Genomic DNA, 14,889 nt, shown 5'->3' with positions numbered 1-14,889 from the left:
GTGGATTTGGACGGACGGCAGCGGACAAGATTTAGCGCTAAATTGTTGTTTTGTAAGTAATTAATGGAAGTTAGTGGAACTCGGTCACAAACTATCGGGGTCCCCAAAAAACATCTGAATCCGCGACCTCAACCACCGCTCCCCCGGATCATTATCCTGCGCCCCCCGCCACGCCATGTGCAGCTCGAACCCCGGCATCTCCAGCGGCATATCTTCAGCCCGCACCCCACCGGCCGCGGTCAGCGCCTCGGCGGTGTAGTCCGGTACCGTGGCGACAATGTCCGTCCCGGCCAGCAGGGTGCTCAAGCCGTTGAACTGGGGCACCGCCAGTACTACGTGGCGCTTGCGGTCGAGTTTTTCCAGTTCGGTGTCGATGAAGCCGCTGAGGTCGCCGGCGAACGACACCAGTGCGTGGGGGCGGGCGCAGAAGTCGTCGAGGCTGATGGGGCCGGGCATGGTGTCGGCGCGCAGCAGCCGGGGGCGGCTGCGGCGCAGTACCTTGCGCTTGGCGTTGGCCGGCAGGTCGCTGGTGTAGCTGACGGCGATGGAGATTTCGCCCGAGGCCAGCAGCGGCGGGGCGAGGATGTAGTTGACGCGGCGAATCACCAGGACGATCCCCGGGGCTTCGGCGCGCAGGCGCTTGAGCAGCGGCGGCAACAGGGCGAATTCGACGTCGTCGGACAGGCCGATGCGGAACACCGCGGTGCTGGTGGCCGGGTCGAATTCCGAGGCGCGGCTGACGGCGGTGGAGATGGAGTCCAGGGCCGGCGACAGCAGGGCGAAGATTTCCACGGCGCGCGCCGAGGGTTCCATGCTGCGCCCGGTGCGCACGAACAGCGGGTCGTCGAACAGCCCGCGCAGGCGCGACAGCGCGGCGCTGATGGCGGGTTGGCCGAGGAACAGTTTTTCGGCGGCGCGGGTCACGCTGCGCTCGTGCATCAGCGTTTCGAACACGATCAGCAGGTTGAGGTCGACGCGGCGCAGGTCGTTTCGATTCATCGGGCTCGCTTCAATGCAAGGGTGACAAATGGTTCATGCATGAATCTTACGGGCAAAGGCTGTTAATCTGCACGGGTAAATTCAGTTTTGCCTGGCGCGCAAGTCATCGCGCAATCAATGTCAGGCATGTCGACTATTAATGGCCACGGGTGGTCTAACCGGTAAAGCCCGGATAGAGTTCATGGCATTAGAGGTTAAAAAGGCGAGGTTTGCGATGTCCCGCACGATCCGTTTTCACAAGTTTGGCCCGGCCGAAGTGCTCAAGTGCGAAGAGCATGCGGCCGCCTTGCCCGGCCCGGGCGAAGTGCAGGTGCGCGTCGAAGCCATCGGCATCAGCTGGTATGACGTGCTCTGGCGCCAGAACCTGGCCCCGTCCCAGGCACGTCTGCCCGCAGGCCTTGGCCACGAGATGGCCGGTGTGGTGACAGCGGTCGGCAGCGGCGTCGAAGGCTTCGCGGTGGGCGACAAGGTCGCCAGCTTCCCGGCCGAGAGCCCCAACCAGTACCCGGTGTACGGCGAGGTCATCGTGCTGCCGGCGCTGGCCCTGACGCGTTACCCCGATGTGCTCACGCCCGTCGAAGCGGCGGTGCACTACACGCCGTACCTGATCGCGTCGTTTGCCTACACCGAGCTGGCCCGCGCCAAGCCGGGGCAGACTGCGCTGGTCACTGATGCCAGCCACTGCGCCGGCCCGTCCTTCGTGCAGCTGGGCAACGCCCTGGGCCTGAAGGTGATTGCCGCCACCAAGTCTGCCGATGAGCGTGACTACCTGCTGTCGCTGGGCGCCAGCAAGGTCATCGTCACCGAAGAGCAGGACCTGTTGATGGCCATCAACAAGTACACCGACAACCGCGGCGTGGACATGGTGCTGGACGGCCTGGGCGGCCCGCAGATGTCGATCCTGGGTGATGTGCTGGCGCCGCGCGGCAGCCTGATTCTGTACGGCCTGCAGGGCGGCAACCAGACCCCGTTCCCGGCGTGTGCGGCGTTCCAGAAGAACATCCAGTTCTACGTGCACTGCCTGGGCAACTTCACCGGCAAGCCCGAACTGGGCATCAGCCAGGACCAGGCGGCGTTGCAGCGTGCGCTGCGCGAGATCAACCAGCTGACCGCAGACCGCGTGCTGGTGCCGCAGATCACCCGGGTGTTCGCCTTCGAGCAGTTCGTGGAGGCGCACAAGTTGATGGACGAGTGCCCATGCGGCGGGCGGATTGCGTTGAGCCTCGCCTGAGTAACTACTCCACCCGTAGCAGCGGCCGAAGGCCGCGTCATGAGCGCCCCGGGCTCGGCTTGGGTTTATGGGGCGCGCCCAAGATCGAGCGCCGTCCGCACGGCGCGACGCAGCCTGGCGGCAGCATCTACATTTGTTGCACCGTGCCATGGCCTGGGCCATAGGCGTTGCCAGCCTTGTTTGTTTGTCTGGGGATGGGGGTTGGGTTGAAAATCCTTCCCAAATAACCGCCAGATCCTTCCGTAACTTCCTCCGAAATTTCCTACAAATTTGCCTCTGGCGGTTGCGCGAGCCCTCTAGGCTGGCGCTTTTGCCGTTGGTGCCTTGCCATACCTGGCATCTGCACTGGTTTTTGCGCTTTTACTGTCACTGTTTTTCCCCCAGCCACCCCACCTACCATCTCGAGGGTCAATCACCACTCCACTTATCGGTGTCATGCGTGTCAATCCATCACGTCAGCGTTATCCATCGCGAAGCCATGAACGGCATCTACCAGCAGGTGCTGGAGCGCTTGCTGGCGCACTTTACCCACGCCCAGCGGGCCGCGTTGCAGTTGCTGGTGCAACGCATTGGCGTGGCCGCCGGCGGGCTGGACCGGCTGTCGCAGTTCAAGGTGCTGGTGGCCCACGGCGGCGGCAGCACCAGCGGCCAGTGCCTGGCCATGGTGCGCGCGGCGCAACTGAGCCTGGCGGTGCGCTACCCGGCGACCTTCCTGCTGCGGGTGGCCACCTACCGGCACTCGGGCATGGGCGACGAGGTGATGGCCAACATCGAGCGCGGCTATGCGGCGTTGTCGTTGCACGACGACCCGCGGGTGGAGTTGCTGGTGGTGGATGACCAGCAGGTACAGCCCTACGACCCGCTGGCACCGCTGTCCGCCGCTACGCGCCTGCGCAACCGCACGGATTTCCTGGTGGCCGGGCACCTGGGCGGTGGGCAGGGCCGGGTCGGCCTGTGCCACGGCTGTTACCTGGGCCGTGCCGACTTCTATCAGCGCGTCATGGCCTGGAGCGGCGGCGTGCACGCGTTGGTCTGTGGCCAGCCGCCCGGGCGCCGGCGCCGCTACCTGGCCTGGGGGCTGCACGCCGCGCGCCAGGCCGGTCTCGGCGCGGCGGAGGCTCCACGGGACAAGGGCGAGGCAGCCCTGGAGGTCATTGCCTTGGTGGGCGAAGCGTTCCACCGGCAGTTGTATGGGGAAAAACTGGTGACCCGGCGCCTGCCACGGTCGCGGCGCAAGGCACTGGTGTGCCGGGTGGACATGCACGAACTGCTCGCCGCCGCGCCCCACGAGCACTGGCGCCTGCTGGTGGAGTTCCTGGGCTTCCGCTTTTCCGCCCTGGCCATGGGCTTCAGCGAGACGGCGTGCGCCAACCCGCTGCTGATGGCGCACCTGCGCGGCCTGGGCGCGGAAAAATTGCAGCAGCGCAGCTATGGCGAAGGGGTCGCGGAATACCTCGCGGCGGCGCGCCAGCTGATGCTGCGCAAAGGCTCGCCGGGGCACCTGGTGGACCTGATGCTGTCGGCCTACGACGACCCGCACAAGCTGCAGGAGCGCCGGGCGCTGGCCGAGGAGCATGGGCGGGCCGCCTACCAGGTGGAGGACGTGCAACTGGTGTGCATGCTGCATGCGCCCTTCGTCGACAGCGGCCGGCACCTGGCGACCTACCTGCAGCGGTGCCACCCGCGGCGGGTCGACAGCCTGGCCACGCTGCATCAGGTGCTGCAGGGCACCCGCAACGACGAGCGTCTTGCGCGCTGGCTGGCTGACACCAGTGGCCTGCCGATCGTGGCGCTGCGCCGCTTGTATGGCCAGCGCAGCGCCTGTGGCCCCGGGCCGCAGACCTTGATTGCGCGCCTGCGGGCGAGTGATCCGGACGGCGCCCGGGTGCCGACGCTGGACCCGGTTACCGGGACAACTTCACTGGAACGGGTGTGTGGCCGCTGATGACCATCAAATCTCTGCAGGGTTTTGCCTACCAGGCGGTGTATCGCTACCTGTCGGCGCTGGTGGATGCCGGCGAGCCGGGGGTGCCGTTCAAGCTGCCGTCGCTGCGCTCGCTGGCCGGACGCCTGGGCGTGTCGGTGTCCACCATCCAGTACGCCTACACGTTGCTGGAAAACGAGGGCCGGGTCTACGCCCTGGCCAAGTCCGGCTATTACGCACGGCCACCGGCCCGGGCCATCCCGGCCAAGGACGGCAGTGACCTGCTGCAGCGCATCCAGGCCGAGCACCGCCGCCAGGTGGGCAGCCAGGCAGCCCTGCTGGCCCTGGACGTGCCGCTGCTGCGCCTGGAGCGCCAGGTGCAGCGCCAATACGGCAACCTGCCGGCACCGGCCTGGCACCCCTGCGGCGACCCGGAGCTGCGCCGCGCCCTGGCCGCGCGCTACACCCAGGGCCCGCGCCACGCCTGGCACGGTGACCATGTGTACCTGGGCAACGACCTGCGCGGGTTGCTGGACATCCTGTTCGAGGCGCTGGTGCTGGCCGATGAGCCGGTGCTGGTGGCGTCGCCCTGTTGCCCGCTGATCCTGCAGGCGCTGCGCCTGGCCAAGGCGCGGATCATCGAGCTGCCGCTGGCCGACGATGGCCGCCTGGACCTGAACTGCGTGCGCGAGCACCTGGATGCCGTGCCGGTGCGCCTGCTGGTGATGGATGCCGGCTTCAGCAGCGTGCAGGGCTCGCGAATGCCGGCCGCTGACCTCGACAGCCTGGCGCTGCTGCTCACCCGCTACGACGTGTGGCTGCTGGAGAACGACGTGCAGGGCGCCCTGGGCTTCGAACCGGGGCGCAGCCTGCGCGAATCCATGGCGGCCCAGCGGGTGCTGGTGATCGGTTCCCTGGAGCCCTGGCTGGGCGCCGAAGCGCCGTTTGCCTACCTGTTGGCCGCTGGGGCGGCGCGGGCCCTGGTCACCGCGTTCCAGCGGCGCGCCATGCGCCTGCCGCCGCTGCGCCAGAAAGCCGTGGCACGCCTGCTGGACCAAGGCGTGCTCGACGACCACCTGCCGGCGTTGCGCATGCACCTGCAGCAACAGCTGTGGCGCCTGGACCGCCAGGTGCGAAACCGCCTGGGGCGCTACCTGATCGCCGTGCAAGCGGCGGGCGGCACTGGCCTGTGGTTGCGCAGCCGCTTTCCGCTGGACATGCGCCGGGTGTTCGAACGCCTGCTGGCCCAAGGGCACGTGGTGGAGCCGGGGCCGCTGTTCAGCGCCCATGGGCTGCATGATCGCTACCTGCGCATCAACGCCCTGGGCCTGGACAACGAGGGCTTGCAGGCGCTGATGAAGGCCTTGGCCGAGGCGTTTGGCGAGGAGCGCAAGCGGCTGGAGACCGCCAGCCCCTGAACCGGCCACCGGTCCAAAAGGCTTTGCCAAAAGGGTGGGTCTGTATGTATAACCAGTGCCTTTCCCCTCGGCACTTGTACAGATCGTGACCCCCGGCAACCTCGACGACCCGTTCTACTACCTCATCAACTTCCAGCGCGTGCTGGACTGGCTGGGGCGGCGCTACGCCGACCTGTTGGACGACGAGGAGCAGCGTTTCCTCGACGGCTTCGTGCAGTTGCCGCGCGGCGCCCAGGCGCTGCTGGTGCGCATGGTGATGCGCAAGGGCCCGCTGTACCGGGCCAGCAAGCTGGTGTACGGCGAGATCGGTCCGACCCGGGAGGCGGTGCAACCGCTGCTGCAGGCCGGCTGGGTGGACAGTGGCGCGCCATTGTCGCTGGCGCAGTTGTTCGAGGTGCTGCAGAAGACCGAGCTGCTGGCGCTGTTCAAGGGGCAGGTCAGCCGCGCATCCCTGCGCAAGGAGCAGATGCTCGCGGAACTGCTGGACGCAGCGCCAGCGCCCCAGCCGTTCGCCGCCTGGTGCCCGAATTTGGACGACCAGGTCTATTCCCTGCCGGTGCGGCCGCTGTGTGACCGCTTGCGCCTGCTGTTCTTCGGCAACCTGCGCCAGGACTGGTCGGAGTTTGTGCTGGCCGACCTGGGTATCTACCGCTATGAACAGGTGGAGCTGGACCCGGCCTCACGCGGCCTGCAGAGCCGCGCCGACATCGACTTCTGCCTCGAGCTGCAAGGCTGCCGCCAGGCGCTGGAAGAGGGCGGGTTGCTGGAACCGCTGCTGCTGCGCATCGCCGCCCTGAATAGCGCGAACCCCTGGCTGCAGGGCCGTCGTGACCGGCTGCTGTTTGCGGTGGGCCAGCAGTGCGAGCGCCAGGGGCTGATGGAGCACGCCCTGGCCATCTATACCCAGTGCGCCTACCCCGGCGCGCGCGCCCGGCGGGTGCGGGTGCTGGAACTGTGCGAGCAGTACCAACAGGCCCTGGCGTTGGCCGAAAGCGCCCTGGCAGCGCCGGAAAGCGCTGCCGAAGCCCAACAGATTCCCCGCGTGCTGCCGCGCCTGCGGCGCAAGCTGGGGCTGCCGGCGCTGCCCAAGGCGCCGAAGGCGGCGGTCAACGAATGGCAATTGGCGTTGCCGCAGCAGCCCGACCTCAGTGTCGAGCAGCGGGTGGCGCTGCACCTGCATCAGCCAGGGGCGCCAGTGCATTTCGTGGAGAACAGCCTGATCAACTCGCTGTTCGGCCTGCTGTGCTGGCCGGCCATCTTCGCGGCGTTGCCGGGTGCCTTCTTCCACCCGTTCCAAAGCGGCCCCACCGACCTGCACCAGCCCGACTTCCGCCAGCGCCGCGCGGCGCTGTTCGAAGCCTGCCTGGCGCAACTGCACGACGGCCGCTACCAGCACAGCATCCGCGCCTGCTACCGCGACAAGTGGGGGCTGGCGTCGCCGTTCGTGTACTGGCATGCGCTGACCGAAGAGCTGCTGGAACTGGCCCTGCGCTGCCTGCCCGCCACGCACCTGCAGCACTGCTTCGAACGGTTGCTGCAGGACATTGCCGCCAACCGCGCCGGCATGCCCGACCTGATCCAGTTCTGGCCCGAGGAGGGCCGCTACCAGATGATCGAGGTCAAGGGTCCGGGCGACCGCCTGCAGGACAACCAACTGCGCTGGCTGGACTTCTGCGCCCGCCACCAGATGCCGGTGCAGGTCTGCTACGTGCAGTGGGCGCAGCCGTGATCTACCGCATCGCCGTGCGCGCCCTGTGCGAATTCACCGCCAAGCTGGGCGATCTGGACCTGCGCTTCACGCCGTCGCCCACCGCCCAGGAAGGCATGGCCGGCCACCGCCGGGTCACGGCCGGGCGCGGTGCCGGCTACCAGAGCGAAGTGGCGCTGGAGGGCGAGTACCAGGCGCTGCGTGTGCGCGGCCGCGCCGACGGCTACGACCCGGCACGCAACCGCCTGGAAGAGATCAAGACCCACCGCGGCGACCTGGAGCGCCAGCCCGCCAACCACCGCCACCTGCACTGGGCCCAGGCCCGGGTGTACGGCTGGCTGCTGTGCCAGCGCGACGGGCTGGCGCAGCTCAACCTGGCGCTGGTGTACCTGGACGTCGACAGCGACCGTCAGACCCTGATCGAGGAATGCTGGCAGGCGGCAGAGCTGGAGGCGTTCTTCCACCAGCAGTGCGCGCTGTTCCTCAATTGGGCGCGCGCGGAGATGCTGCGCGCCGCCGAGCGTGACCAGGCGCTGCGCGAGCTGAAGTTCCCCCATGGCGACTTCCGCCTGGGCCAGCGCGACCTTGCCGAAACCGTCTACAAGGCCGTGAGCACCGGCCGCTGCCTGATGGCCCAGGCCACCACCGGCATCGGCAAGACCCTGGGCACGCTGTTCCCGCTGCTCAAGGCGCTGGTGCCGCAGCAGCTGGACAAGATCTTCTTCCTCACCGCGAAAACCCCAGGCCGCCAGCTGGCCCTGGAGGCGCTGCGGCAGGTGGGCGACAGCGCCCCGAACCTGCCCCTGCGTAGCCTGGAGCTGGTGGCGCGGGACAAGGCCTGCGAGCACCTGGACAAGGCCTGTCATGGCGACTCCTGCCCGTTGGCGAAAGGCTTCTACGACCGCTTGCCCGCCGCCCGCGCCGCCGCGGTCAACGTGCGCCTGCAAGACCAGCAGGCGGTGCGCGAGGTGGCCCTGGCCCATCAGGTGTGCCCGTATTACCTGAGCCAGGAACTGGCGCGCTGGGCCGACGTGGTGATCGGCGACTACAACTATTACTTCGACCTCAATGCCTTGCTGTTCGGCCTGGCCCAGGCCAACCAGTGGCGCCTGGCGCTGCTGGCCGACGAAGCTCACAACCTGGTGGACCGCACTCGCGGCATGTACAGCGCCAGCCTCGACCAGTACCACCTGGGCGCGCTGCGCCGCGACCCACCGGCGGCGTTGAAAAACCCGCTGCAGCGCCTCAACCGCGAGTGGAACGCACTGTACAAGGACCAGCAGGGGCCGTATCAGGCCTATGCGCACCTGCCGGACAAGTTCGTCATGGCGCTGCTGCACTGCGTCAGCGCCATCGGCGACCTGTTCAACGAGCAGCCCGAAGGGCTGGACCGCGCCTGGCTGGACTTCTACTTCGACGCGCTGCAGTTCACCCGCGTGGCCGAGCTGTACGGCGAGCACTACGTGTTCGACATCCAGCAGCGCGAAGGGGCAGGGCGGCGGCGCCAGGCGCAGCTGAACCTGCGCAACGTGGTGCCGGCCCCGCTCAGCGGCCCGCGGCTGGCGGCGGCGCGCAGTGCCGTGCTGTTTTCCGCCACCTTGAGCCCGCGGCGCTACTTCGCCGACCTGCTGGGGCTGCCGGCGGACTGTGCGTGGATCGACGTGCAGTCGCCGTTCAGCGCCGAGCAGTTGCAGGTGCGCATCGTCGACAGCATCTCCACGCGCTTCAACCACCGCAAGGCGTCCCTGGCGCCCATCGCCGACCTGATCACCGAGCAGTTTGCCCGCCAGCCGGGCAACTACCTGGCGTTCTTCAGCAGCTTCGACTACCTGCAGCAGGTGGCCGAGGTGCTGGCCGAGCGGCACCCGCAAGTGCCGCTGTGGTTGCAGGGGCGCAAGATGGACGAGGCGCAGCGCCGCGATTTTCTCGGCCAGTTCAGCGACCACAGCCAGGGCGTTGGCTTCGCCGTGCTGGGCGGCGCCTTTGGCGAAGGCATCGACCTGCCGGGCAAGCGCCTGATCGGCGCCTTTATCGCCACCCTGGGGCTGGCCCAGCTCAACCCGGTGAACGAGCAGTTGAAGGCGCGCATGGGCGAGATCTTCGGCGCCGGCTACGACTACACCTACCTGTACCCTGGGTTGCACAAAGTGGTGCAGGCGGCAGGGCGGGTGATCCGTGGGCAGGAGGATCGCGGGGTGGTGATGTTGATTGACGACCGCTTCAGCGAGGGGCGGGTGAAGGCGTTGTTGCCACGGTGGTGGCAGGTCAACTGAACCTGTGGGGGCTGCCAATGTGTCAATTTTCATGCGGGGAGGGGATCGAACCCGTCGCGTCGAGGTCGAACTGCCAGTAAACTGACCCCACGTGTCCCCGATTTCCCTTTTCCGAGGTTATGCATGAAGCTCAGTCCATTGGCGGGTAAGCCAGCTCCAGCCAGCGTGCTGGTCGATATTCCGCGACTGGTGACCGCCTACTACACGGTCCAGCCCGACGCCGCCGAGTCTACCCAGCGCGTAGCGTTCGGCACCTCCGGCCACCGTGGCAGTTCCTTTGATGCAAGCTTCAACGAATGGCACGTGCTGGCTATCAGCCAGGCCATCTGCCTGTACCGCCAGGCCCAGGGTATCGACGGTCCGCTGTACCTGGGCGCCGACACCCACGCGCTGTCCACCCCGGCCGCCGCCAGCGCCCTGGAAGTACTGGCCGCCAACGGCGTGCAGGTGATGATCTCGCACAACGACGAGTACACCCCCACGCCGGCCGTGTCCCACGCCATCCTGTGCTACAACAAGGGCCGCACCCAGGGCCTGGCCGACGGCATCGTCATCACCCCGTCGCACAACCCGCCGCAAAGCGGTGGCTTCAAGTACAACCCGCCCAACGGCGGCCCGGCTGACAGCCACGTGACCAAGTGGATCGAGGCCAAGGCCAACGAACTGCTGGCCGACGGCCTCAAGGGCGTCAAGCGCATCAGCCACGAGCAGGCCCTGAAGGCCGGCACCACCCACCGCCACGACTACCTCAACACCTACGTGGCGGACCTGGGCAACGTCATCGACCTGGACGCCATCCGTGGCGCCGGCCTGCGCCTGGGCGTCGACCCGCTGGGCGGCGCCGGGGTCAACTACTGGTCGGCCATCGCCGAGCAGTACAAGCTCAACCTCGACGTGGTCAACACCCACGTCGACCCTACGTTCCGCTTCATGTGCGTGGACTGGGACGGCCAGATCCGCATGGACCCGTCCTCGCCCTACGCAATGCAGGGCCTGATCGGCCTCAAGGACCGTTTCGACGTGGCCTTCGCCTGCGACCCGGACCACGACCGCCACGGCATCGTCACCCCGAACGGTGGCCTGCTGGCGCCGAACAACTACCTGGCGGTGGCCATCGACTACCTGTTCCAAAACCGTCCGCAGTGGCGCGCCGACGCTGCCGTGGGCAAGACCGTGGTCAGCAGCGGCCTGATCGACCGCGTCACCGCGCGCCTGGGCCGTCGCCTGTACGAAGTGCCGGTAGGCTTCAAATACTTCGCCGACGGCCTGTTCGACGGTTCGCTGGGCTTCGGCGGTGAAGAAAGCGCCGGTGCTTCGTTCCTGCGTCGCGACGGCAGCGTCTGGGCCACCGACAAGGACGGCCTGATCCCGGCCTTGCTGGCGGCGGAAATCACCGCGCGCACCGGTCGCAACCCGGGCTTGGCCTACCAGGAACTGACCCGCGACCTGGGCGAGCCGTTCGCCACCCGCGTCGAAGCCAAGGCCAGCCCTGCGCAGAAAGCCGCGCTGGGCAAGCTGTCGCCTGCGCAGGTCAAGTCCACCGAACTGGCGGGCGAGAAGATCGAGCAGATCCTCAGCCACGCGCCGGGCAACGACCAGGCCATTGGCGGCCTGAAGGTGATGACCGCCAACGGCTGGTTCGCCGCGCGGCCGTCGGGCACCGAGGACATCTACAAGATCTACGCCGAAAGCTTTGTCGACGAGGCGCACCTGCAGCGCCTGGTCGGCGAGGCGCAGGTGCTGGTAGACGCCGCCATCAGCTGATACGCCGCGCTTGCCGCATAAAAAAAGGGCCTGCAATGCAGGCCCTTTTTCGTTTACGCCACGTCCACCAGCACGATTTCGGCGTCTTCTACCGCGGTTACCCGCAGCACACGCTCGTCTTCCACCGCCACGCCATCGCGGGCCACGGCGCGCACGCCGTTGACTTCGATCACGCCCGTGGCGGGCACCAGGTAGGCCTTGCGGCCTTCGTCCACCACGTACTCGGCGGTTTCGCCGGCTTTCAGCGTCGCGGCCACCAGGCGGCCATCGGCGCGGATGCGCAGGCTGACATCATCCTCGGCACGGCCGCTGGCCAGGGTCACGAAGCCTTCGCCACGCTCGCCTTTGGGGAACGGCCGGGCGCCCCACGACGGTGCTTCGCCGCGTTTGTCCGGGATAATCCAGATCTGGAAGATGCGGGTCGCGCCTTTTTCCAGGTTGTACTCGCTGTGGACGATGCCGGTGCCGGCGCTCATCACTTGCACGTCACCGGCTTCGGTGCGGCCTTTGTTGCCCAGGCTGTCCTGGTGGGTAATGGCCCCTTCACGCACGTAAGTGATGATTTCCATGTCGCGGTGCGGGTGCTGCGGGAAACCGGTGCCGGGGGCGATCACGTCGTCGTTCCACACCCGCAGGTTGCCCCAGTTCATGCGTTTGGGGTCATGGTATTCGGCGAACGAGAAATGGTGATGGGCGTCGAGCCATCCGTGGTTGGCGCCACCCAAGGACGCGAAAGGTCTGAGCTGGATCATGGTGCACTCCTTAAGTGGAAGATTTGAATCACGGAGCTAGTGTCCCTCTTTCATAGATCGAAAAAAAGCGTAAAAAATTCGCCAAACCAATCAACTAAATAGATGCATCCCCGTAGCAGCTGCCAAAGGCTGCGTCCAGCTGTTATATGTCTCCGGCGTCCGGAACGCGTCCTGCGGCCGTTTGTAGGTTTATGTGGTAAACGCTTGATTCATCTAGGTTTGGCTGGCAGTGTCTGAGGCTACAGAATCCATGCTGGTGCCCGCGTGTCCGAACTCCCCGCAGAACTTGTCCCTCCCGCCCAACTGCCCCTGCTCAAACGCCTGGTGGCGCGCCTGCTGGGCCGCGGCCTCAGCCGCCTCAGCGCGCAGCACCGCGACTCCTGGTTCCATGGCCACGTCGCCGGCCAGCGCAGCGGCCACGGCGAAGGCCTGCGCGAAGGCTACGAGCGCGGGCGGGTAGAGGGCTTTGAGGAGGGCCAGCAGGTGCTGGTGATCCGCGACACGCGCCCTGACGAGCACGGCGTGCCGGGGGTGGACGACTATTTGTTCGACGCCTGGAAGCTGGGCCTGACCGCCGAGCTGAAAAAACGCATCAAGGCCGACGTCGCCGAACGCCTGCCGGCAGCGGCGCAACCCAGCGCCGCACAGTGGAAGCTGATCTTCAGCGACACCCCGTCCACCTGCGTGATCGCCGGTGCCGGGGCCGGCAAGTCGACCTCGCTGGTGCTGCGCATGCTGGTGCTGCACCACTACCTGGGCATGGAGCTGGATGCCCTGACCGTGGTGACCTTCACCCGCGAGTCGCGCAAGGACTTCATCAATAAAGTGCTGCAGGTGTTTGGCCTGTGGGGCTATCAGCTCACGGGCAAGCAGGTGCGCGAGGTGGTGCGCACCTTCCACTCGCGCATCCTGCCGCTGGTGCGCAGCCTGCCGGGCTTCGGCCAGCTGCGTGCGTTCGAGAACCTCAGCAACCAGGCGCCGCTGCCGGGTGCCGAGGAAGACGCCGACAGCAACCCCTTCGACCTGCGCCTCAACGACGCCCAGCGCCAGCAGATGAACCTGGCCTACCGCGACCTGATGCAGGGCAACGAGCGCTTCGCCGAGCTGATCGGCCAGCTGCGCCGCCAGGCCCTGCAGCTCAAGGAACTGGACCGCGACCACCCCGACGTGCAGAAACGCGTGGCGGTGACCGAGCTGTCGTCGCGCCGCGACGAAGAACTCTGCGACCTGGTAGAAGACCTGTGGTTCAACGCCGGCGCCTGGCCAATCAAGGGCATCGAGCCCAGCCGCGAGACCGTGGACATCAACGGCAGCCGCTTCCACTTCCACGGCTATATTCCCGAGATGGACGCCTGGGTGGTGCTGGGCTTCGACCCGTCCCAGGACCAGCAGATGAAGCGCCCCGGCGCCAAGCTGCCGGTGTGGGCCGAGTGGGTGATCAAGCGCACGCTGTTCCAGGCCTTCTGCCCCAAGCCGGTGATCTGGCTGGAAAACTACGCCCAGGCCCGCCGCCTGCTGGGCTCACTGGCCGCCGACGCCGTGGCGGGGCCGGGCTTCGACTATAAAGTGAAGGGTGAGCTGGTGGCCGCGCCGCTGCTGGACTGCTTCGTCGGCGCCGCCGGTTTCATCGAGAACCTGGGGCTGGACGTCACGGCAGCGGTCAACCAGATGAGCTTCCCCAGCGACGACACCGACCGGCTGTTCTTCGAGGCCCTGAGCCTGTACTGGAAGGCGTTCGAGGCGCATCTGCTCAAGCAGTCGCCGCCGGTGATGACCTACAACCGCATGTTCGCCCTGTTCGGCGAGAACAACCCGGAGAACCTGCGGCAGCTGGGCGACGAGATGCTGCGGCCGCTGTCGCACCTGATGATCGACGAGTTCCAGGACGTGTCGCCGCAGATCGTCTCGTGGCTGCGCGCCACCTTGCGCGAGATCCGCAGCCGCGGCCCGCAGCTGTCGGTGGGCCGTGTGGCCCAACATTCGTCGCTGCTGTGCGTGGGCGATGACTGGCAGTCGATCTACGGCTGGCGTGGCAGCTCGCCGAAGTATTTCATGGAGTTCGCCAAGCAGTTCCCGTCGCCGGCCACCACCCGGGTGATGCTGGCCGACAACTTCCGCAGCCACCAGCACATCATCGACGCCGCCGAGCACCTGGTGCGCAACGCCCCGGCCATCGCCGGCAAGAAGGCCCGCGCCGCTGGCGAGCAGCCCGAGACGCTGACGCCGGTGCGGGTGCTGGACCGCGACGACGAGACCATGGCCCTGACCGTGGCCGAGCACTACCAGCGCGGCGATTCGATACTGCTGCTGTTCCGCAAGGGCAGCGACCGCGCCGCGGCCGCCGAGCACCTGTTGCCCCTGCTGCAGCGCGACCAGGCCAGGCCCGCCGGCGAGCGGCAGATCAAGCAGCTGACCTACCACAGCGCCAAGGGCCTGCAGGCAGATGCGGTGTTCCTGCTAGGCGACTGCCAGCACGTCACCCGTTCGCCGTACAAGAACCAGGTGTACCGCGCGGCAGGGTTGGGCAAGGCCGGCGAGCTGGAGGCCTACGACAAGGCCCAGCAGGACGAAACCCTGCGCCTGGCCTACGTGGCCGTGACGCGGGCGGTCAGCCATTGCTACTGGTACGTGGAACCGGCCACCAAGGATAGCGCCGCGCTGCCTCGCGCTTCCGACAACGTGGCCGGCGACAAACCCTTCTTCGAAGACTTGCGCACTCTTGCGTAGCAGCAACTGTCTTGAAATGGCGTCGCCTGCATCGCGACTAAAGTCGGCTCCTACACTGTTCGTGGTAGGAGCCGGCCTTGGCCGCGATGCAGG

9 protein-coding genes are annotated in these 14,889 nt (G+C 67.2%); 7 read left to right on the top strand and 2 right to left on the bottom strand.

Translation table 11 applies throughout. From position 1 onward, the window contains the following. Positions 1-84: 84 nt before the first annotated feature. Positions 85-999, bottom strand: a complete 915-nt coding sequence (locus tag AC0Z2B_RS15820; RefSeq protein WP_416424182.1) for a LysR family transcriptional regulator — start codon at positions 997-999, stop codon at positions 85-87. Positions 1,000-1,213: 214 nt separating this feature from the next. Between AC0Z2B_RS15820 and AC0Z2B_RS15815 the strand changes: the two genes are divergently transcribed. The 6 genes from AC0Z2B_RS15815 to pgm all read left to right on the top strand — a co-directional run bounded on the left by AC0Z2B_RS15815 (position 1,214) and on the right by pgm (position 11,317). Next, positions 1,214-2,230: a zinc-dependent alcohol dehydrogenase family protein gene (locus tag AC0Z2B_RS15815; protein ID WP_476297871.1), complete on the top strand. Its 1,017-nt coding sequence runs from the start codon at positions 1,214-1,216 to the stop codon at positions 2,228-2,230. Between the two features lie 439 nt (positions 2,231-2,669). Further along, positions 2,670-4,175, top strand: a complete 1,506-nt coding sequence (locus AC0Z2B_RS15810; protein ID WP_476297869.1) for a hypothetical protein — start codon at positions 2,670-2,672, stop codon at positions 4,173-4,175. Continuing rightward, positions 4,175-5,572 (top strand): GntR family transcriptional regulator, encoded by a 1,398-nt coding sequence (locus AC0Z2B_RS15805; protein WP_476297867.1) that lies wholly within the window; start codon positions 4,175-4,177, stop codon positions 5,570-5,572. Before AC0Z2B_RS15810 ends, AC0Z2B_RS15805 begins: the two co-directional genes overlap by 1 nt. 85 nt (positions 5,573-5,657) lie before the next feature. Next, the gene (locus AC0Z2B_RS15800) at positions 5,658-7,301 is read left to right on the top strand and encodes a VRR-NUC domain-containing protein (protein WP_476297865.1); all 1,644 of its coding nucleotides are present in this window, start codon (positions 5,658-5,660) and stop codon (positions 7,299-7,301) included. Further along, the gene (locus AC0Z2B_RS15795) at positions 7,298-9,553 is read left to right on the top strand and encodes an ATP-dependent DNA helicase (RefSeq protein ID WP_476297863.1); all 2,256 of its coding nucleotides are present in this window, start codon (positions 7,298-7,300) and stop codon (positions 9,551-9,553) included. The genes AC0Z2B_RS15800 and AC0Z2B_RS15795 overlap by 4 nt, the downstream gene beginning before the upstream one ends. Positions 9,554-9,676: 123 nt before the next feature. Further along, complete coding sequence (gene pgm, locus AC0Z2B_RS15790; RefSeq protein ID WP_476297862.1) at positions 9,677-11,317, top strand: phosphoglucomutase (alpha-D-glucose-1,6-bisphosphate-dependent); 1,641 nt, start codon at positions 9,677-9,679, stop codon at positions 11,315-11,317. A gap of 53 nt (positions 11,318-11,370) precedes the next feature. Here pgm and AC0Z2B_RS15785 read toward each other — a convergent pair whose 3' ends face one another. Further along, on the bottom strand, positions 11,371-12,069 hold the full coding sequence (locus AC0Z2B_RS15785; protein WP_416424189.1) for a pirin family protein: 699 nt from the start codon (positions 12,067-12,069) through the stop codon (positions 11,371-11,373). A gap of 264 nt (positions 12,070-12,333) precedes the next feature. On the opposite strand from AC0Z2B_RS15785, the gene AC0Z2B_RS15780 reads away from it, so the two are divergent. Then, entirely contained in the window at positions 12,334-14,796 is a 2,463-nt protein-coding gene (locus AC0Z2B_RS15780) for a UvrD-helicase domain-containing protein (RefSeq protein ID WP_476297860.1), read from the top strand. Positions 14,797-14,889 lie beyond the last annotated feature (93 nt).

This window comes from Pseudomonas sp. GYB4201, assembly GCF_056312595.1.
Note: the sequence above shows the minus strand (reverse complement) of the source record. Positions and strands in the feature narration are given on the sequence as shown.